Here is an 18,501-nt window from a genome sequence, read left to right as displayed (position 1 = left end):
ACCTCTTTGCCAGTCAGGCTGATGTCTTTTCCGGCCAGCACGTCCGAGCCTTTTACCGTCAGGGCATTGCCCGCGCTCAGGTTTACGCTGCCTTCAATGCTGCCGAGGGTGCTGCCTGTATTGCTCAGCACCTTACCCTCATCAGTGCTTTTCAGACTGCTGCTGCCAGCGGTAAAGCCAATGCCGCCGGTGCCGGAAATGCCGGATTTTTTCTCTTTCCATAAAGAGTATTCCTGCTGCTGCGCGGTAGCGCTCTCTATGTTGAGGTTGTTTCCGGCGCTCATTGCGACATCCTGCGTGGCCGCGACGCTGCTTCCGGTGACGGTTATATCCCGTCCGGCCTGGACAGTTACGCTGTCGGCGCTGAGCTGGCTGCCGTTTACCGTCTGGTGCGAGAAGGTATCGCGCGACTCAACGGTCTTGCTTGATAAGGCGCCATTGCTGCCGGTGGCCTTGTAGTACTGGTCAAGCGTTGCCGTGTCCACAGCGTGTTGCAGGTTAATATCGTTACCTGCGGTCAGGCTAAGCTGCCGCCCGGCGGAGATATTGCCTGCGGTAACGCTGATATTCTGTGCTGCATCCAGTGATACCTTGCCGGAACCAATGATATCCGTACCGATTTGGCTGCCTGTAGAGTGATTCTGATAATCCTGGCCCCAGCTGAGATTGTCCCGGCTGGCGGTGCTTGCTGTAGTCAGATTTAAATCCCGGCCAGCGGTAAGGACGAGAGTGCCGTCTTCGCCGCTGTTAACGACCTGTGCGGCCTGGAGGTTGATATCCCTTCCTGCCTGTAGCGCCAGCGTGCCGTTGCTCTGCTCAACGTAAAAGCCCGCCACGCTGTCCAGGGTGGTGCGGGCAAAGCGCCCGTCTTCACTTTCGGCCGGGCGGGTAGTGGTGGTGGCGTTGATATCGCGCCCGGCGCTGAGCAGCAGGCTGCTGTTGGCCGCCATCACGCCGCCGATATTGTTGATATCGGTCTGCGCTTTCATCTCAAGGCTGTCGCCGCGAAGCTGGCCGCCGAGGTTAGTGAGGGTATCCGCCAGGATCTGTGTGCTTTGTCGGCTGCTGATACGGCCGCTGTTGGTCAGTTCACCGCTCAGGTTCAGACCGATGTTGTTGGCCGCCAGCAGCGCGCCGCTGCCGTCCAGGTCGCCCGGTTTCACCACGGCGTAAACCTGCGGCACCAGCACCTGCTGCGTGCTGCCGTCCGCCAGCTGCACGCTCTGCGTTACCATCCAGACCATGTCGCCCGTCAGCAGGCTCATCTGCTCTGAGGTCAGCGCCACGCCGGGCGTCAGGTTATATTTTTTACCGAACGCAATGCCGTTGTTCATCAGCATTTTGTACTGCTCTTCGTCGCTTTGCTGCCCGGCCAGATAACGCTGGCCGCTCAGCGCGATAACCTGTTCGCGGATGAGCCGCTGCTCGTAGTAGCCGTCGCCCAGGCGTTTCAGCACGTTATTGGGATCGGTAGCGAAAGCGTCCATCATATAGTCGGAGCTCAGCCACTGCTTCTGGCTGGCGAAGCGCGGATCGGTTTCTACCAGGTAAGCGCTGGTGCTTTGCGGCTGCACCATAAACAGGCTGTTATCCGGCAGGCTGATATTTGGGCCAGCCACGCGCACCACGCTTTCACCGCTCTGCATCTGCACTTCGAATGTTTTTCCGGCGGGCAGAACGATCTGCGCCCGGTCGTTTTTACCCGCGCCCTGAACCTGCGTATTGATTTCGGCGGTTTGATAGCCGCTGACGTTCGGGTTACTGCTCTGCGCGCGGGTATGATCTTCCAGCGTGCTGGCGTTAAGGTCGATAGTCTGAATTACTGTGGGTGGCACATAATCGCTGACTTTGACTACGGGAGAGTCATTGCCTTTTTCCTGATGGCGCGAATAGGCCGTTGCCAGACCGGCATCGTTAATCTGGCGGAAAGCCCCGACCTCAACGTTTTCCACGCTGGCGGCGTTGACGGCCAGCGTGCCGCCCGCAACGATCTGGCTTTTATCATTCAGCAAACTACCGGCATTAATCTGTAAGCTGCCGCCTGCAATAATTTTTGCCGGATCGGTTTCTTTTACGCGGTCTTCGGTGATAGTGCGGGTGTACTGATAATGCGTAAAGCGGTCACCGTCGGTGGTACCGCAGATAACACCCTCAATGCAGACAATATAAGTCTCATCCTTGTAGATATAGATGGTGTAGTCTTTGTCGTTATAGCGTTTGCCGTCTTTTAATCTGTTTACTTCATATTCCGAAATCGCTTCCTGGGAAACCAGCACGTTTTCCAGCTCAAAGCGGTCATTGATATTGTTAATTTCGCGAACGTTCAGCGCCATGGCGCCAGCGGACTCGATGGTGGCGCTGTGATTGTTCAGCGTCGCCGCCTGACCCGTCGCCAGACCTTCCCCGTTCAGCGTGCCGCCGACAGTGAGCACGCCGTCGCTGTAGATCAGCGCATGGTCGCGGTTGTTGATGGTTGTCGCGCCAATATCCAGCCGCTGCCGCGCCGCAAGGGTGGCGGCAACGCCGTTTGCCGCCAGGTTATTCAGGGTGCCGGCTTTTATCGCCAGCGCATCGCCATAAATGCGGCCGCTGCCGATGTTGCTGACGATATCGCCATTGAGGCGGGTGGTGAAGCCATCGATCAGCCCGTAGTTAACCAGGGATTTTCCGGCATTGAGTACGGTGGTCGCGGCGCTGATTTCCGCTGCGGCATCGTTTTGCACGCCGTTCGCGGTCAGGCTCAGGGTTTGCCCGGCCTGAATCAGCGCCTGGTTGTGGATTTTCCCCTGGCTGGCGAGCGTCAGGTTGCCCTCAGCCTGAAGCGTGCCGCCGTTGGTGAAGTCCCGCGCCAGCGTCAGCGTCATATCGCCCAGCGACAGCGCCCTGCCGGCGCCGTTGAACTCTTCACCTGTTACCGCCAGCAGACTGCCTGCCTCCAGGCTGCCCGCCTCGTTGTCGATCCGCTGTGCCGCCAGCCGGGTTTCCGCCAGCGAGCTGATTAATCCGCCGCTGTTATCCAGCTGGTCGCCAAGAGTGAGACTGAGCCGCTCGTCTGCCAGCACCGCGCCCTGGCTGTTAACCAGCTCGTCGGCGTTCAGCGTGATGTTGTTGCCCTGAATGCCCAGGCTGGCACCGCGCGTATTCTGGTTGAGGACTTTTTCCGCCGTCAGCGTCAGCGACTGCGCGCTGTAAATCAGCCCGGCGGCATTGTCTGTCGTCTTTGTCGTCTCCAGCAGCAGATCGCCCTGTGCGCCGATCCGGCCTGAACCGTTAGCCAGCGATAAGGCCTGTAGTGTTAGCGTACCGTTGCTGGCTATTGCGCCCTGGCTGTTATCAAAGGCCTCGCTGCGGAGGGTTATGGTGTTGCCCGCCGCGAACGTACCCTGCTGGTTGCTGACCTGGCCGCCGGTCAGGACAAGGCCGTTCTGCGCCTGAACGGTGCCGCTGCGGTTATCAACAGCCTGCGCAGTAATATTCAAATCCTGCGCCAGGATCTGGCCGTCGACGCTGGTCAAATCGCCGGTATTGAGCGTGGCGCTGCCGGTGCTGTAAACGGTGCCGCTGTTATTCAGCAGTTCCTTTTGGTGAGTATCGAGCGAGAGCGTGCCGCCGGACTGCAGCAGGCCCGCGCTGTTATCCAGGGCCTGGCTGCTGAGCTTCAGGTCGCCGCCGGAAGCAATAACGCCCTCGCGGTTTTGCAGCCCGTTAGCGAGGATCGCCTCCAGGCTGTAGCGATCTGTTACGATCGTTTTCCCCTGCTGATTAAGCAGATCGCTGGCGGAGAGCGCCAGCGCACCTGCGGAGGCGAGGGTGCCGCCCTGGTTATCCAGCACGCCCGCGATGGTCAGCTTCATGGTGCCGTTGCCGCTTTGCAGCAGCTGGCCGTAACGGCTGGAAAGGGTATCCGCTTTGACTTCAATGCTGGCGGCCTGAGTGACGGCGTTATCCAGAACCAGGGTTGCGCTGTTCAGCGCCAGCGCACCGTTCGAGATCACCGTGCTTTGCGAACCGGCAATCTGTGCTGCCTCCAGCGTCAGTTTGCCGTCGCCGCCGTGCAGGATTTTCCCCTGTTCGTTATTCAGCTGGTCGGTTTGTAGCGTCAGGTTTTTGCCGCTGCCGCTTATTACTCCCTGCCCATTATCAAGGCTGGTGGTTTGCAGCATCAGATTTTCGCCGCTGCTGCTGATGGTGCCCTGACGATTATTGATGCCCGCCGCGTGAACGAGCTGTAAGTCATGTTTGCCGGTTTGCTGAATGATGCCCTGCTGATTAGATAACCGGCTGGCGGTCAGCTTCAGCTCGTCAGCGACCAGTTCGCCGCCGTCGTTGTTCAGCGTGCTTTGGGTTTGTGCAACAAGCTGTCGGGCCGCGGCCAGCCTGGCGCCGGCGGTGGTGATATCGCCGCTGGCGGCGGTCAGGGTGACAGTGTCCGCTGCGGTCTGGCTGTGGCTGAAATCAAGTTTTGTCCCGCTGGCCGCCAGCTCGCCAGCCGCCAGGTTTTGACCGTTAGCGCGCAGCTCGCCTTTGCTGTTCAGGATCAGGTTGCCGGATGCGCTCTTTTTGCCGTCGCTGCTGACGCCTGCGGCCAGCGTGCTTTGCGAAGCGCTGTGGATGCTGGCGGCGCTCAGGCTGACGTTTTGCGCGGCGGCTATTGATCCGGTGTTGACCAGCTCTGCCTCTGTCCGGATTTCCGTGCTGCCGGCGGCGTAGATTTTGCCCTGGCTGGCTATCGCGCCCTGCGCCGTCAGCCGCAGCTGTTCCGAACTGGTCAGGCTGCCGGTATTGGTCAGCATGCCGCTGGCATCCACGGTGACATCGCCCGCGGAGGCACCGATATGGCCCGCGTTAGCGACGCCCACGCCGGCCTCGGTGCCGCGCAGGCGGATTTTGTTGGCGTACATGCCGCCAAGCGCGGCGACATCTATCGCCAGCGTGGGTTTGGCGCTGCCGTCGGGGTTTTTGGGCGCGACGGCCTGATGCGCCGCATCCACTTTATTACGGCCCGTAGTGACGTTCAGCTCGTTAGCCCACAGGCCCGCATTGACTTTTACCGCTCGCGCAATCAGGTCTGTTTTATCCTGTAATCGGCTTTCCAGCCCCGCGCCCTGGATCACGATTTCGCCGCGCTCCACGTCATAGCCCGTTAGCTGACCGTTACTCAGCTGTGGCTGCCCTGTAGTCAGCGTGGCGCGATGGGCGTTGATAAAACCGCAGCCGTCGCAGGTGATGCCCGCCGGATTGGCGATAACGACCTGAGCTTTCTGGCCCGCCACCTCGATAAAACCGTTGAGCTGGCTGGCGCGGCTGGCGTTAACCTCATTCAGGATGATTTTCGCTTCGCCTTTTGCCAGCCAGGGATTGCCGGTAACCATACCGGCCAGCTGCGTCTGAGTATTGCTGTGCGAGTTATTCAGCACCGCGCCTTTTTTATCCACGTCGAACTGGCTGTAGACGTTGCGCGAGACGCCAGCGGCGCCGGGCGTTTGAATATTGATCTGCGGCGTTCCGTTGGCCGCGCTGATGATGGTCGGCTGCTGGTTGCCCGGCGCCTGGCGGTCGGCAACGATACCTGCGCCAGCGGCAAAGCTGACGCAGCCCAGCGCGAAGGCCAGAGCGAACTTAAGGCGGGTCAGGGCGCTGATGTGCTGTAGCAGCGACTGCCCGGAAGCACAGGGGGATGAAATGCCGCCGTGCGAGGCAGCGATCTCCGCCACCACCATCAGCATGCCGCGGGCTTGGTTAAAGATGACGCGATAGAGGTTCTTGTTCATAGCGGTGTCCTTCCTGGACGTTAACAGATAAAAGCGGATGGGCCGCGCGCCAGGCCCTTGCCTGGGCGGAGCTCACCTGTTGACCTTTGAAATTTATGACCCGCAGGCCAAGCTGTGCGCCGCGATGGTAGAGCGAACGAACGCAGCGGTCGGGAAAAAGTACTTTACTGACCAGGCGCGCCATCGCCAGGTTTTCGCCAAAAGGCGCAATCCAGTCGCGGAACCACAGGCGATCGCCGCAGGCCCAGTCGCGCTCCTGCACCATAATGGCTGGCTCGCTGATATAGCGCTGTTCGGCGGCCTCGTCGAGCCACATCCAGCTCAGAAAAAACAGCGGTTTTGCCGCGCGGCTGACCAGCGCATACTGCTGGCGTTTAATAATCGGTAGCAGCACGTCCGGCAAGCAGTGCAGCGGAATATCGCGGTGCTGCGCGGAGTGCAGCCACAGCCATACCGAAGCGCCGAAAACTTCCGCTTCGCTTAGCGTGCCGCCGAGGATCATCGGCGCGCAAATGTCGTACTCGCCCAATTTCATCGCTGCCTCCTTGTTCAGTATTGCCAGTTAACAGTGAAACCCAGCGAGACCGGATCGGTGCGAAAGCCATCTGGTTTGGAAAAAGGCATCGCGGCAAACAGGTCATAGCTGAAGCGCCAGGCCTGGCCGCACAGCCCCAGCGCGCCGCCAGCCAGATGATTGCCGATAAGCTGTTTTTTGCTTCTGCCGCCGGTTTCGCCGTAGTCCACGCCCAGATAAAGCTCCTGGGCAGGCACAGGCAGGCTCCAGCCCAGCTCGTTGCGCAGATACCAGGCATTGTCGGCGTTAAGCGTGTATTCGCCATTGAAGCCGCGTACCGTCCAGCGGCTGCCAATCGCCATTTTGTCCTGCGGCGTCAGCGGCGTATTGCTGGTCTGGCGCAGATAGCGCAGGCTGTGGCGAAAACGCTGGCCGCCCAGCGTGAAAGGGGTTTCCAGTTGGGCGGAGTATTGCAGGATTTTCGCCAGCGCCGTGGCCTCGCCGAAATACTCTTCCGGCGCGGGCAGGGCGCCAAACCAGCGGGTGCCGCGCTGGTAGCTGACGGCAACATCCAGCGTCGTCCACGGCAGATAGTGGCGATGCTGTAAACCAAGCCGCCAGGCAGCGGTACGGCGACGCTGCACCTCGACCTCGGTATCGTTGATGTAGTTACGGGTTTCTCTTGCCAGCACTTCCCAGCTAAAGGAGGTTTTCTGGCTGTCGCTGCGGTGCAGCACGCGGCTGAGCTGAAAGCTGAGGTTCTGGCTTTTGCCGCTGTAACGATAATCCTGAGTCAGCCCGGCCACGTTCTGGTGATAGTCGTAGCTGTTGGCGGTCACGCCCGCGTTCCAGTAGCCGAGAGGCAAAGAATAGTGGCCGGTAAAGTTGCGGGTGCCTTTGTCGCCGTGATGAACAAGGCCGGAACCAGCCGAGAAGTAAAAAATATCGCTGAGTGACAAGGGATTATCCAGAGAGAGCGTCAGGCTGCCCTGATAACGTCCTGTTTCGCGGGTACCGGAGTCATCCAGCGAAGCCTCAATACGCCACATTTTGCTTTGCTGCCGACGCAACTGCACATCGCTTTCTCCCGGCGCTTTGCCCGGGACTATTTCCATACTGGCCTGAACGGTGGGCAGCCTTTGCAGGTTTTCCAGCCCTTGTTCGATATCGCGTAGATCCAGTAGCTGGCCGCTGTGTACCGGAAAAACGCTATATAGCGTGAGATAGCGGTTACTTTCCGGCGTCAGCATAACCTCGTGCACCTTGCCTGGTAACAGAGTCAGCTTCAGCTCGCCGCTTTTTAAATCCTGTGAAGGCGCCAGCACGCGCGTGGTGATATAGCCATGATCGATCAGGCGATTTTGTAGCGCGCTCATCAGCAAATTGATGCCTTTACCGCCCAGGCATTTTCCTGTTGCCTGGTTAGCAATGGCCTGTAGCGGCAGCCAGCGCGGCAGGTTCTCTCTGCCAGCCAGCGTAACCCGCGACAGAGTAAAGCAGGGGTTTTCCTGTGGAAAGCGAAGGCGGCCAAAAGTGGATGTAGGCGAAGCGAGGCGCACGTCTGGCGTTGAGGGCAGCAGTTGCTGCTCAAGCGCCTGCTGGCGCTGCAAAATTAATGGTTCGTTTTGCGGCTGGGCGGAGAAAGCCGATAAAGTAAACGCCGCTGTCAGCAATCCAAAACCAGCGCGCACGGGAGAAGGCGAAGCTATCATTGACTTATCCTTGTCAGATGATTTGTTAAGTTAACGATATCGTTAAGCTCGTAAAACGAGCCCGCATTGTTCAGATTTAGTAAGCCTACAAAAAGCAGGGCTTATAATAATCAGCCTTCTTTGTGTTTACAATCAGAAATATTTAAACGCGGGCAGCGTGCGCCTCCGGCATAGTTAAAGTGCCCGGATATTCTTCTCAATACGCTGCATAGCCGCCTGATAAGGACAAAGCGTGCCTACGGCGGTTTGCTCACAGCCGGGGAATTTAAGTTCGGTCAGCAACGGCGGGTTCTCTTTGTCGAGCGGGGTTAAATCGTGCAGCTGCGCGAGGCTTTGTGCCTGAAAATAGATGCGGACAAAACGCTGGTCATGATGCCGCCAGCGTTCGAATACCAGACTGCCGCCTGGCGGAATGTTGCCGGGCGGATAGTCGGCCTGCTGCCAGTGGAAATCCAGCATAGTGCGCAGCCAGGCGATATTGATGTCGTGAGCAACATAAAGCAGCCAGCGTACGTCCGGCGGCGCAGAGTCGCTTTTTGGGCTGTTCAGGCTTAACTCCCCGGCAATCTGGCTCATCAGCAGCGAAGCGCCGCGACTGGATGGCGTTGGCAAATCATTGGTGTAATCATATTTATAGCTGAGTAACGGCAGCAGCTTTACCAGGGCCGCCTCGCTATTGACCTTGCCGAAAGCCACCTGGCCGAGCGGTTTATTTTCGCTCCACTCCAGCCGTAGCGTTTCCGCCATCGCGGCCAGCGTATCCAGACCTTCGATGCCGACAGTGCCGTTTGACCAGATCCTGAGTCGCCAGGGCTGGCTGAAAGCAGGGCAGGGGATCCCGGTCTGGCAAACGGCCTGCTTAAGGGCAGCGATTTGCGGCGCCAGACGTTGCTGTGCCATCGCCAGACTGCCGCCCATCGCCTGCAGTGCTTCCTGACGATTGGTTTCGGCTTCCGCCAGAGTAGCTTTGCCTTTGGGATAGTGAAAAAGCGGATCGGATTGCTCAGCAGAATGGACTGTCACGCTGCAGCCTGGAAAAGCCGCTTCCGCCAGCGCCTGAGCCGTGGCACGGGTTCGCTGCATCGGGCTGGCGCGCAGATAAAAATCGCGTTCGCCAGGGCAGCCGTCTTTAAGTAAACCCTTTTGACGGTAATAGCGGCTTTGATAACGGCCCTTTAGCCAGACCGCCGTATAACCGTGGCCGGTCAGTTCACCGTCTGCCGTCAGCCAGCTTTGCCAGGCGCGCCCGGACCCTTTCTCAATAGCCTGGCGGTTATCGGCAGAAGGCGGACGGACGCCGTGTCGGCTTATTTCCACTGCTTTTTCCAGCATGTAATCCGTTGAGGCCCATGCTGGCGTGGTGTTAAGGCCGCTGATTACTGCAAGAATTAGCAGCGTGAACGGCGTTAAAAAGTTGTACATCCTTACTTTCCTCAGGGAGATTAGCGTAATCATTACGGTGGTTATTATTTAGGCGAATGAGCAGGGCAATAAGGCTATTCCCGGCTGGCAAACCTGGTTTTCCCTCTCAAAAAGCATTCATACAGAGGAATAAACTGCTGACAGCACTTTTTGCTACAAAAAAATGACCTGTACAAATTCAAAATAGCTGTACAGATTTAACAAAAGTGGTTAACTTAAGCGCAGAAATATTTAAACACGTTTTAACCTACCGACTGAAGGGGGCTGTATGCGTCAGGATGGATCTAACCCGAAAACTGAAGACGATATCAGTCGTTACTTCAGTGAAGCAATGATGCCCTCTCAACAAGAGACTTTGGGGCAGATTGTGGTGGAGATTCTGCGTTCTGGTAAAAATATTAATCGTAAGGCGATCTGTTCGAAACTGCTGAGACGCCTTGAGCTGGCCTCAGATGCCGGACAGGAAAAGCACTATCATGACTTAATCGGTATGCTGTTTGGTCGTGAGGACTGATTTTCAAAGCCTGGACAATGATTACCAGACGTTCGTCACTTTTCTGCTCGGCCCGGCCTGCTTTCCTGTCCGGTTTTTTTACCGGCGGTACAGGCAGTTCTGGCGTGCCCAGAGTTTGCCACCGGGAATTGTGGCCATTGCTATGTGTCCACATCACTGATTCAGAGAAGCTGGTATGTACAGAAACGACGAAGAAAAATTGATTGATATTATCCTGGGCGAAGCGGTACTGGCGCTGTTGAAAAGCGACGCCGCCATTAACAACGCTGCGCTGATCCGTCAGCTGCAGGCGATGGCCGCCGTAGAGAAAAGCGCCGCCAGGCATCGTGCCTGCAAACAGGCGATTCTCGACGTCCGTAACAACATTAAGTCTGGTAGCAATCGCTATACGCATGAGATCCGCGATATGGATAACGTGACGCATCTTTTTACCAGCGAAGGCCCGCCGGACGGCACCAAAAAACATTGAGTCAATTCAGGTGGGAAGTTCCCGCCCTTTACAAAGGCGAATATTATGCAGCAGCACTCTTCAGAGTCCGCGATCCTGGAACATTTTCAGGGGGAAGGCGATTTACTGGCTCAGGAAACTAAAGTTATTGGCGCGGTGATAAGAGAAATCGTTGCTGCTGGCGGCTACGTCACCAACAAAGCGATCATCCTGAAGCTGATTGAAAAGCTGGAGAACACCTCCGATGTCGTCCAGCTGGATATCTTCCGCCAGGCGCTGGAAGTGGTGGTCGCCCGTACGCCGGACGACGCATAAAAAAAGAAGGGCAGCAACGTGCCGGATCGGTTTCAGGCTCGCTTGTCACGGTTCAGCCACGAAAAACCCAGGCTCGACTGAGGGCCTGTTATCGGGACGTTGCTGCGAATCTGATTGTTAGTGGAAACGTTCGAGTAGGGAACGAAAGGCTCGTTCGATAAGATCCTGCGCCTGCTCATCGCTGGCCTGCGCGCTATATTTTTGAAGTTGAATCAGGATGTTGTGTCTACCTACCGGTTCACCGTCCGCCAGCAGTTCCGCGACGGCTCTGCCGATAAGGGCACAGATTTCTGAAGAATACGCCTGCTCTTTTTTGGGCACTTTCTTCCCTCTTTAAGCTGTACCTGACAACAGGTTAACACAGCCCGCCATTGCCGGTACACTTTTGCTGGATATTTAGCCTGGTGTTCCCGCATTAAATGCTTAGGACGTCACTTTCCCCCATAAAAAAAAGCCCGCCGAAGCGAGCTTATTGTAGCAATAACTGGATTACAGCTTGCCAGCGTTCTCAGACAGGTATTTAGCCACGCCGTCCGGAGAAGCGCCCATACCTTCTTTGCCTTTTTCCCACTGCGCAGGGCAAACTTCACCGTGCTCTTCGTGGAACTGCAGCGCGTCAACCATACGCAGCATTTCGTCTACGTTACGGCCCAGCGGCAGATCGTTAACAACCTGGTGGCGAACCACGCCCGCTTTGTCGATCAGGAAAGAGCCGCGCAGCGCAACGCCTGCTTCCGGATGCTCGATGCCATAAGCTTTCTGGATTTCGCGTTTGATATCAGCAACCATCGCGTACTTAACTTCGCCGATGCCGCCTTTATCGATTGGGGTTTTACGCCATGCGTTGTGTACGAACTCGGAGTCGAAAGAAACGCCGACAACTTCCACGCCGCGCTTCTGGAACTCTTCGTAACGCTTGTCGAAAGCGATCAGCTCAGAAGGGCAAACGAAGGTAAAGTCCATTGGCCAAAAGAACACAACGGTGGCTTTACCAGCGGTGTGTTTTTTAAAGTTGAAGTTTTCTACGATTTCACCGTTGCCCAGTACGGCTGCGGCTGTGAAATCAGGGGCTTGACGAGTTACCAGAACCATAGTCACTCCTGTAAGGATATATTAAAGGAAACGGCCGCCAGTATAGGGGCGACGTCTGTGTACAAACCAGCGTGAAGCGCCGATTTCTCTGATAGGCTCAGCCTGTCAAAAAATGGGTTTATTCAAGGCGGCCTCATACAATAGCTATTTTCTGCCAAAGGGCAAGCCCTCAGATTGCTGCCAAACCTAAAGCGATGAAGAGCCTGTGACTGGAGCAAAGCATTACGGGCCATGGACGGCCCGTACTGAGCTAGCACGGACGGTGCTTTTTGCGTCTTTGCGGAAGTCACAGGCTCTTCTGAGCCGGCACTTGCATATTTTGTCATCACCTCAGCTCCGCTTACGGCCAGAGCGAATTCCGCTGCGCTTTCACCATCATCTGCGGATAAAACTGCCAGAAAATCACCTCGAGTCTTTGATAATTATCCACAAAATCCTGATAGCAATCCGCCAACGCCATCAGGCGCGGCCGGCGGCTGGCCATGCCGCTCAAAACGTTTTGCAAATAGGGCGCGTCGGCATATTTCTCCATCCAGCGATCGCGCCACAAATAGCGATTGAGATTCTGGAAGCGCTCTGGCGTTAGGGACAAATGCGGTTCGATTTCCGCTCGCGACTGCCGCAAAAATTCAGGAAGCCGCTTTTCCGGCACGATTTTATCCCAGTGGCGTGACAAAAAATGATCCCAGATCACGTCCAGCGCGATGGGCGAGACGCGATATGTTTCAGCGCGAAAATAGCTGCGCGCCAGGCGGACTTCCGGCAGCGCATCGGTCATAACGTCAATGCGGCGATGCAGCAAAATTCCGGCGGCGACCTCGTCAGGCCAGACATCGCGCGGGTTGCCGCGAACGAAATCTGCCATCAGGTTGCCAAGCTGGGAGCTGTTGGCCAGCCGCGCAAGGTGAAGGTGAGCAAGAAAGTTCATCGGGGCAGTATACCGCCTTATCTCCTCACTTCACATCTGCGTTAGCAAGCGGTTTAACCGATAGATGCGGCGAATGGTTCAGAATCGGCGGGTTTTCAGCTAGAATGTGCGCCCTGATTTCCCTGACAGTGACTGATCATGCGCGTTGCCGATTTTTCTTTTGAATTGCCCGAATCTCTGATTGCCCACTATCCGCAGGCCCAGCGCAGCGGATGCCGTCTGCTTTCCCTTAACGGGCCGGACGGCGAGCTGACCCACGGGGTGTTCACCGATTTACTGGATAAGCTTAATCCGGGCGATTTGCTGGTGTTCAACAATACGCGCGTTATTCCGGCCCGTATTTTTGGTCGCAAAGCCAGCGGTGGAAAAATCGAGGTGCTGGTCGAACGCATGCTGGATGAGCGTCGCGTACTGGCGCATATCCGCGCCTCTAAGGCACCTAAGCCTGGCGCAGAGCTGCTGCTTGGCGACGATGAGAGCGTCAAAGCCACTATGGTTGCCCGTCACGATGCGCTGTTCGAGCTGCATTTTGACGATGAGCGCGCCGTGCTGGATATCCTGGAGGCGGTCGGCCATATGCCGCTGCCGCCCTATATCGATCGTCCTGACGAAGACGCCGACCGTGAGCTCTATCAAACCGTTTACAGCGAACGTCCCGGCGCGGTAGCCGCACCGACGGCTGGCTTGCATTTTGACGAGCCAATGCTGGAAGCGCTGCGGGCGAAGGGCATTGAAACCGCTTTCGTTACGCTGCACGTAGGCGCGGGCACTTTCCAGCCGGTGCGCGTGGACAGCATTGAAGATCACATTATGCATGCTGAATATGCCGAGGTGCCGCAGGAAGTAGTGGATGCGGTGCTGGCCTGTAAAGCGCGCGGTAATCGCGTCGTCGCAGTGGGCACAACTTCCGTTCGTTCTTTAGAGAGCGCGGCGGCGGCAGCGAAAGATGCGTTAATCGCGCCTTTCTTCGACGATACAAAAATCTTCATCTATCCCGGCTATGAGTACCAGGTGATCGATGCGCTGGTCACTAACTTCCATCTGCCGGAGTCAACGCTGATCATGCTGGTTTCCGCTTTTGCGGGCTATCGCAATACCATGCACGCTTATGAGCAGGCGGTAGCGGAGAAATACCGTTTCTTTAGCTACGGCGATGCCATGTTTATTACCCGCAATCCGCAGGCTGTTAACGAGCAGGTCGGCAAATAAATTTTCGCGGCCGGTTTCGTACGGCCGTTATACGCATCGCTTTCGGGCGGTGGTTATCTCTTGATCATCAGACTGTTTCTCTGGTGGAGGCAACGTGAAGTTTGAATTAGATACTACCGATGGACGCGCGCGCCGCGGCCGTCTTGTTTTTGAGCGCGGCGTCGTAGAAACCCCGGCATTTATGCCTGTGGGCACCTACGGCACCGTAAAAGGCATGACGCCGGAAGAAGTGCAGGATACCGGCGCGCAGATTATCCTCGGCAATACCTTCCATCTGTGGCTGCGTCCTGGCCAGGAGATTATGAAGCTGCACGGCGATCTGCACGATTTTATGCAGTGGAAAGGACCAATCCTGACCGACTCCGGCGGCTTCCAGGTGTTCAGCCTGGGCGATATCCGCAAGATCACCGAAGCGGGCGTGCATTTCCGTAACCCGATCAACGGCGACAAGATTTTCCTCGATCCCGAGAAATCGATGGAGATCCAGTACGATCTCGGTTCCGATATCGTGATGATCTTCGACGAGTGCACGCCATATCCTGCCGACTGGGATTACGCTAAACGCTCGATGGAAATGTCGCTGCGCTGGGCGCAGCGCAGCCGCGACCGCTTTGATTCACTGGGCAATAAAAATTCGCTGTTCGGCATTATTCAGGGCGGCGTTTACGAAGATTTACGAGATGTCTCGGTAAAAGGGCTGGTAGAGATCGGCTTTGATGGTTACGCTGTGGGCGGCCTGGCGGTCGGCGAGCCAAAAGAGGATATGCACCGCATTCTGGAGCACGTCTGTCCGCAGATCCCTGAGGACAAACCGCGCTATCTGATGGGCGTCGGCAAGCCGGAAGATCTGGTTGAAGGCGTGCGTCGCGGCATCGATATGTTCGACTGCGTTATGCCTACCCGTAACGCCCGCAACGGCCATCTGTTTGTTACCGATGGCGTAGTGAAAATCCGTAACGCGAAACATAAAGACGATACGGCGCCGCTGGATGCAGAGTGCGATTGCTATACGTGCCGCAACTACAGCCGTGCCTATTTGTATCATCTGGATCGCTGCAACGAAATTCTGGGCGCTCGTCTCAACACTATTCATAACCTGCGCTATTACCAGCGCCTGATGGCTGGTTTACGTAAGGCTATTGAAGAGGGTAAATTAGAGCACTTCGTTACCGACTTCTATGCGCGGACGGGCAAAGCGGTTCCGCCGTTAACTGTCTGATAATTAATCAATGAGGGAAAATTAATGAGCTTGTTCATTTCTGACGCAGTGGCAGCCGCTGGGGCTCCAGCACAGGGAAGCCCGTATTCGCTGGTCATCATGCTGGTGGTTTTTGGTCTGATCTTCTATTTCATGATCCTGCGTCCGCAGCAGAAGCGCACCAAAGAGCATAAGAAACTGATGGACTCGATCTCCAAAGGCGACGAAGTGCTGACCACCGGCGGCCTGGTTGGACGCGTAACTAAAGTGGCGGAAACCGGCTACGTAGCTATCGCACTGAACGATACCACGGAAGTTGTGGTCAAACGTGATTTCGTGGCTGCCGTTCTGCCGAAAGGTACGATGAAGGCGCTGTAATTTTTTGTTTTCCCTAAGGGAACTGCCGTGTTAAACCGTTATCCTTTGTGGAAGTACATTATGCTGATCGTCGTGCTTATCGTCGGTCTGCTCTATGCGCTTCCCAACCTGTATGGTGAGGATCCGGCTGTTCAGGTCACCGGCGCGCGCGGAAGCGCCGCCAGTGAGCAGACGCTGAATCAGATCCAGAATGCTTTAAAACAAGAGAATATCCAGAGCAAATCCATCGCGCTGGAAAACGGCGCTATTATGGCGCGCTTCGCTAACGGCGACGTGCAGCTGCGCGCCCGCGACGCTATCAGCAAAGTGCTGGGCGAAGACTATGTCGTCGCGCTTAACCTCGCACCCGCTACGCCGACCTGGCTGAGCATACTGGCCGCAGAGCCGATGAAACTCGGTCTCGATCTGCGCGGCGGCGTTCACTTCCTGATGGAAGTCGATATGGATACTGCCCTGGGCAAGCTTCAGGAACAGAATATCGATAACCTCCGCAGCGATCTGCGCGATAAAAACATTCCCTATGCCAACGTGCGCAAAACCGATAATTACGGTCTGGAAATTCGTTTCCGCGACGCACAGGCGCGTGACGATGCCGTCAGCTATCTGACTGGCCGCCATCGCGATCTGGTGATCAACGCCAGCGGTAGTAATCTGCTGCGTGCGGTAATGTCGGATGACCGTCTGCGTGAAGCGCGTGAATACGCGGTGCAGCAGAACATCACTATCCTGCGTAATCGTGTTAACCAACTGGGCGTAGCTGAACCTCTGGTACAGCGTCAGGGCTCTGACCGCATCGTGGTCGAACTGCCAGGCATCCAGGACACGGCGCGCGCGAAAGAGATTCTGGGCGCGACCGCTACGCTGGAGTTCCGTCTGGTTAACACTTCTGTCGATCCAACCGCCGCTGCCAATGGCCGCGTGCCGGGCGATTCCGAAGTGAAAAATACCCGCGACGGCCAGCCAGTCACGCTGTACAAGCGCGTAATCCTGACCGGCGACCACATCACTGACTCCACGTCGAGCATGGATGAGTACAACCAGGCGCAGGTTAATATCTCGCTGGACAGCGCGGGCGGCAACATCATGTCCAACTTCACCAAGGATAACATCGGCAAACCGATGGCAACGCTGTTTGTCGAGTACAAAGACAGCGGCAAGAAAGACGCCAACGGCCGCGCTATCCTGGCGAAGCAGGAAGAAGTGATCAACGTGGCGAATATCCAGTCGCGTCTGGGCAACAGCTTCCGCATTACCGGTATCAGCAATCCGAACGAAGCGCGTCAGCTGTCGCTGCTGCTGCGTGCGGGCGCGCTGATTGCGCCAATCCAGATCGTGGAAGAGCGTACCATTGGCCCGACCATGGGTGCGCAGAACATTACTCAGGGTCTGGAAGCCTGCCTGTGGGGCCTGATCGCCTCTATCGTCTTTATGGTGGTTTACTACCGTAAGTTTGGCGTAATCGCGACTACCGCGCTGGTGGCTAACCTGGTGCTGATCGTGGGCATTATGTCGCTGCTGCCAGGCGCTACGCTAACCATGCCAGGCATTGCCGGTATCGTACTGACGCTGGCGGTGGCGGTCGATGCCAACGTGCTGATCAACGAGCGTATCAAAGAAGAGCTGAAAAACGGGCGTTCTGTCCAGCAGGCTATTCATGAAGGCTACAGCGGCGCGTTCTCGAGTATCATCGACGCCAACGTCACCACGCTGATCACGGCTATTATCCTTTACGCCGTCGGCACGGGATCCATCAAGGGCTTCGCTATCACCACGGCAATCGGTGTTGTGACCTCGATGTTTACCGCTATCGTCGGTACCCGCGCCATCGTCAACCTGCTGTACGGCGGTAAACGCATCAACAAGCTGTCTATTTGAGGAGTGCGTTGTGGCACAGGATTATAGCGTTGAACAATTAAACTACGGCCGTAAAGTTCATGACTTTATGCGCTGGGACAAGCTGGCCTTTACCCTTTCCGGCCTGCTGCTGATCGCTTCTTTTGTGATCATGGGCGTTAAAGGGTTTAACTGGGGTCTGGATTTCACCGGCGGTACGGTGATTGAAATTACCCTGGAGAAACCGGCCGAGCTGGATAACCTGCGCGGCGCGCTGGAGAAAGCGGGCTTTACCGATCCGCAGGTGCAGAACTTCGGCAGCAGCCGTGATGTGCTGGTGCGGATGTCGCCGCACGAAGGCAATGCGGGCCAGGAGCTGGGCAATAAAGTAGTCAGCATTATTAACCAGGCAACGGCGCAGAACGGCACCGTCAAGCGCATTGAGTTTGTCGGCCCGAGCGTGGGCAGCGATCTGGCGCAGACCGGCGGCATGGCGCTGCTGGTGGCGCTGATCGCCATTCTGGTTTACGTCGGTTTCCGCTTTGAGTGGCGACTGGCGTTAGGCGCGGTGCTGGCGCTGGCGCATGACGTGATTATTACCATGGGCATCCTTTCTCTGTTCCATATTGAGATTGACCTGACCATTGTCGCGTCACTGATGTCGGTGATCGGCTACTCGCTGAACGACAGCATCGTGGTATCGGACCGTATCCGTGAGAACTTCCGCAAGATCCGTCGCGGCACGCCTTACGAAATCTTCAACGTCTCGCTGACGCAGACACTGAGCCGTACCATTATGACTTCCGCCACTACGCTGGTAGTGGTGTTGATGCTGTTTATCTTTGGCGGTGCGCTGCTGGAAGGCTTCTCGCTGACCATGCTGATCGGCGTTTCCATCGGGACCGTTTCGTCCATCTACGTGGCTTCAGCGCTGGCGCTGAAACTGGGGATGAAGCGCGAGCATCTGCTACAGCAGAAGGTGGAGAAAGAGGGCGCCGACCAGCCTTCGATCCTGCCTTAAGCTGTTCGCTATACAGGAAAGCGCCGCATTCGCGGCGCTTTTTTTATAGTGTATATACAGTCAGGGTACTGGCATCGTTTACTCAATCGTTTCGCACAGACGCGTTTCCGATGCTACAAATGCAAAAAAGCCTGACTGGTAAAATC

General features: G+C 56.6%; 15 protein-coding genes. 8 read left to right on the top strand and 7 right to left on the bottom strand.

The genetic code is table 11. The annotated features are described in order from the left end of the window. From ACETPC_RS22695 to ACETPC_RS22680, 4 genes are all read right to left on the bottom strand, one after another. Positions 1 to 5,771 (bottom strand): filamentous hemagglutinin N-terminal domain-containing protein (locus tag ACETPC_RS22695; RefSeq protein WP_380184728.1); only part of this gene is annotated, 5,771 nt, incomplete at its 3' end. Beyond that, on the bottom strand, positions 5,740 to 6,306 hold the full coding sequence (locus ACETPC_RS22690) for a toxin-activating lysine-acyltransferase (RefSeq protein WP_380184727.1): 567 nt from the start codon (positions 6,304 to 6,306) through the stop codon (positions 5,740 to 5,742). The genes ACETPC_RS22690 and ACETPC_RS22695, both read right to left, overlap by 32 nt. Positions 6,307 to 6,320: 14 nt before the next feature. Further along, on the bottom strand, positions 6,321 to 7,997 hold the full coding sequence (locus tag ACETPC_RS22685) for a ShlB/FhaC/HecB family hemolysin secretion/activation protein (protein WP_380184726.1): 1,677 nt from the start codon (positions 7,995 to 7,997) through the stop codon (positions 6,321 to 6,323). Between the two features lie 174 nt (positions 7,998 to 8,171). Continuing rightward, positions 8,172 to 9,419, bottom strand: a complete 1,248-nt coding sequence (locus ACETPC_RS22680; protein WP_380184725.1) for a histidine-type phosphatase — start codon at positions 9,417 to 9,419, stop codon at positions 8,172 to 8,174. Between the two features lie 268 nt (positions 9,420 to 9,687). On the opposite strand from ACETPC_RS22680, the gene ycgZ reads away from it, so the two are divergent. The 3 genes from ycgZ (at position 9,688) to ACETPC_RS22665 (ending at position 10,696) form a co-directional block, all read left to right on the top strand. Continuing rightward, complete coding sequence (gene ycgZ, locus ACETPC_RS22675; protein WP_380184724.1) at positions 9,688 to 9,933, top strand: regulatory protein YcgZ; 246 nt, start codon at positions 9,688 to 9,690, stop codon at positions 9,931 to 9,933. A 175-nt stretch (positions 9,934 to 10,108) separates the two neighbouring features. Continuing rightward, positions 10,109 to 10,402: a hypothetical protein gene (locus ACETPC_RS22670; RefSeq protein ID WP_380184723.1), complete on the top strand. Its 294-nt coding sequence runs from the start codon at positions 10,109 to 10,111 to the stop codon at positions 10,400 to 10,402. A 45-nt stretch (positions 10,403 to 10,447) separates the two neighbouring features. Then, on the top strand, positions 10,448 to 10,696 hold the full coding sequence (locus tag ACETPC_RS22665) for a biofilm/acid-resistance regulator YmgB/AriR (protein WP_380184722.1): 249 nt from the start codon (positions 10,448 to 10,450) through the stop codon (positions 10,694 to 10,696). A 117-nt stretch (positions 10,697 to 10,813) separates the two neighbouring features. Here the strand turns inward: ACETPC_RS22665 and ACETPC_RS22660 are convergent, their stop codons facing one another. The 3 genes from ACETPC_RS22660 to ACETPC_RS22650 form a co-directional block, all read right to left on the bottom strand. Continuing rightward, on the bottom strand, positions 10,814 to 11,017 hold the full coding sequence (locus ACETPC_RS22660; RefSeq protein WP_380184721.1) for a hypothetical protein: 204 nt from the start codon (positions 11,015 to 11,017) through the stop codon (positions 10,814 to 10,816). A 168-nt stretch (positions 11,018 to 11,185) separates the two neighbouring features. After that, entirely contained in the window at positions 11,186 to 11,788 is a 603-nt protein-coding gene (locus tag ACETPC_RS22655; protein WP_380184720.1) for a peroxiredoxin C, read from the bottom strand. Positions 11,789 to 12,128: 340 nt separating this feature from the next. Beyond that, positions 12,129 to 12,716: an ACP phosphodiesterase gene (locus ACETPC_RS22650; protein ID WP_380184719.1), complete on the bottom strand. Its 588-nt coding sequence runs from the start codon at positions 12,714 to 12,716 to the stop codon at positions 12,129 to 12,131. 138 nt (positions 12,717 to 12,854) lie between these two features. Here ACETPC_RS22650 and queA point away from each other — a divergent pair, with 138 nt between their 5' ends. The 5 genes from queA (at position 12,855) to secF (ending at position 18,355) form a co-directional block, all read left to right on the top strand. Then, entirely contained in the window at positions 12,855 to 13,925 is a 1,071-nt protein-coding gene (gene queA, locus ACETPC_RS22645) for a tRNA preQ1(34) S-adenosylmethionine ribosyltransferase-isomerase QueA (protein ID WP_380184718.1), read from the top strand. A 94-nt stretch (positions 13,926 to 14,019) separates the two neighbouring features. Further along, a complete protein-coding gene (gene tgt, locus ACETPC_RS22640; RefSeq protein WP_380184717.1) occupies positions 14,020 to 15,144 on the top strand; it encodes a tRNA guanosine(34) transglycosylase Tgt in 1,125 nt (374 codons plus the stop codon). A 24-nt stretch (positions 15,145 to 15,168) separates the two neighbouring features. After that, positions 15,169 to 15,501, top strand: a complete 333-nt coding sequence (gene yajC / locus ACETPC_RS22635; protein ID WP_380184716.1) for a preprotein translocase subunit YajC — start codon at positions 15,169 to 15,171, stop codon at positions 15,499 to 15,501. 27 nt (positions 15,502 to 15,528) lie between these two features. Beyond that, positions 15,529 to 17,376 carry a protein translocase subunit SecD gene (gene secD, locus ACETPC_RS22630; RefSeq protein ID WP_380184715.1) on the top strand — a complete coding sequence of 616 codons (1,848 nt, stop codon included), beginning with the start codon at positions 15,529 to 15,531 and terminating at the stop codon, positions 17,374 to 17,376. A gap of 10 nt (positions 17,377 to 17,386) precedes the next feature. Beyond that, positions 17,387 to 18,355 (top strand): protein translocase subunit SecF, encoded by a 969-nt coding sequence (gene secF, locus ACETPC_RS22625; protein ID WP_380184714.1) that lies wholly within the window; start codon positions 17,387 to 17,389, stop codon positions 18,353 to 18,355. Positions 18,356 to 18,501 lie beyond the last annotated feature (146 nt).

Source organism: Pantoea sp. sgz302252, from assembly GCF_042610525.1.
In the GTDB taxonomy this organism is placed as follows: Bacteria; Pseudomonadota; Gammaproteobacteria; order Enterobacterales; family Enterobacteriaceae; genus Erwinia.
Note: the sequence above shows the minus strand (reverse complement) of the source record. Positions and strands in the feature narration are given on the sequence as shown.

Bases quoted from the DNA above. Each gene is read 5' to 3' on its own strand.
- yajC (WP_380184716.1), top strand. From the start codon at position 15,169: ATGAGCTTGTTCATTTCTGACGCAGTGGCAGCCGCTGGGGCTCCAGCA.
- ACETPC_RS22650 (WP_380184719.1), bottom strand. From the start codon at position 12,716: ATGAACTTTCTTGCTCACCTTCACCTTGCGCGGCTGGCCAACAGCTCC.
- ACETPC_RS22685 (WP_380184726.1), bottom strand. From the start codon at position 7,997: ATGATAGCTTCGCCTTCTCCCGTGCGCGCTGGTTTTGGATTGCTGACA.
- ACETPC_RS22655 (WP_380184720.1), bottom strand. From the start codon at position 11,788: ATGGTTCTGGTAACTCGTCAAGCCCCTGATTTCACAGCCGCAGCCGTA.
- ACETPC_RS22665 (WP_380184722.1), top strand. From the start codon at position 10,448: ATGCAGCAGCACTCTTCAGAGTCCGCGATCCTGGAACATTTTCAGGGG.
- queA (WP_380184718.1), top strand. From the start codon at position 12,855: ATGCGCGTTGCCGATTTTTCTTTTGAATTGCCCGAATCTCTGATTGCC.
- ycgZ (WP_380184724.1), top strand. From the start codon at position 9,688: ATGCGTCAGGATGGATCTAACCCGAAAACTGAAGACGATATCAGTCGT.
- ACETPC_RS22690 (WP_380184727.1), bottom strand. From the start codon at position 6,306: ATGAAATTGGGCGAGTACGACATTTGCGCGCCGATGATCCTCGGCGGC.
- ACETPC_RS22680 (WP_380184725.1), bottom strand. From the start codon at position 9,419: ATGTACAACTTTTTAACGCCGTTCACGCTGCTAATTCTTGCAGTAATC.
- ACETPC_RS22670 (WP_380184723.1), top strand. From the start codon at position 10,109: ATGTACAGAAACGACGAAGAAAAATTGATTGATATTATCCTGGGCGAA.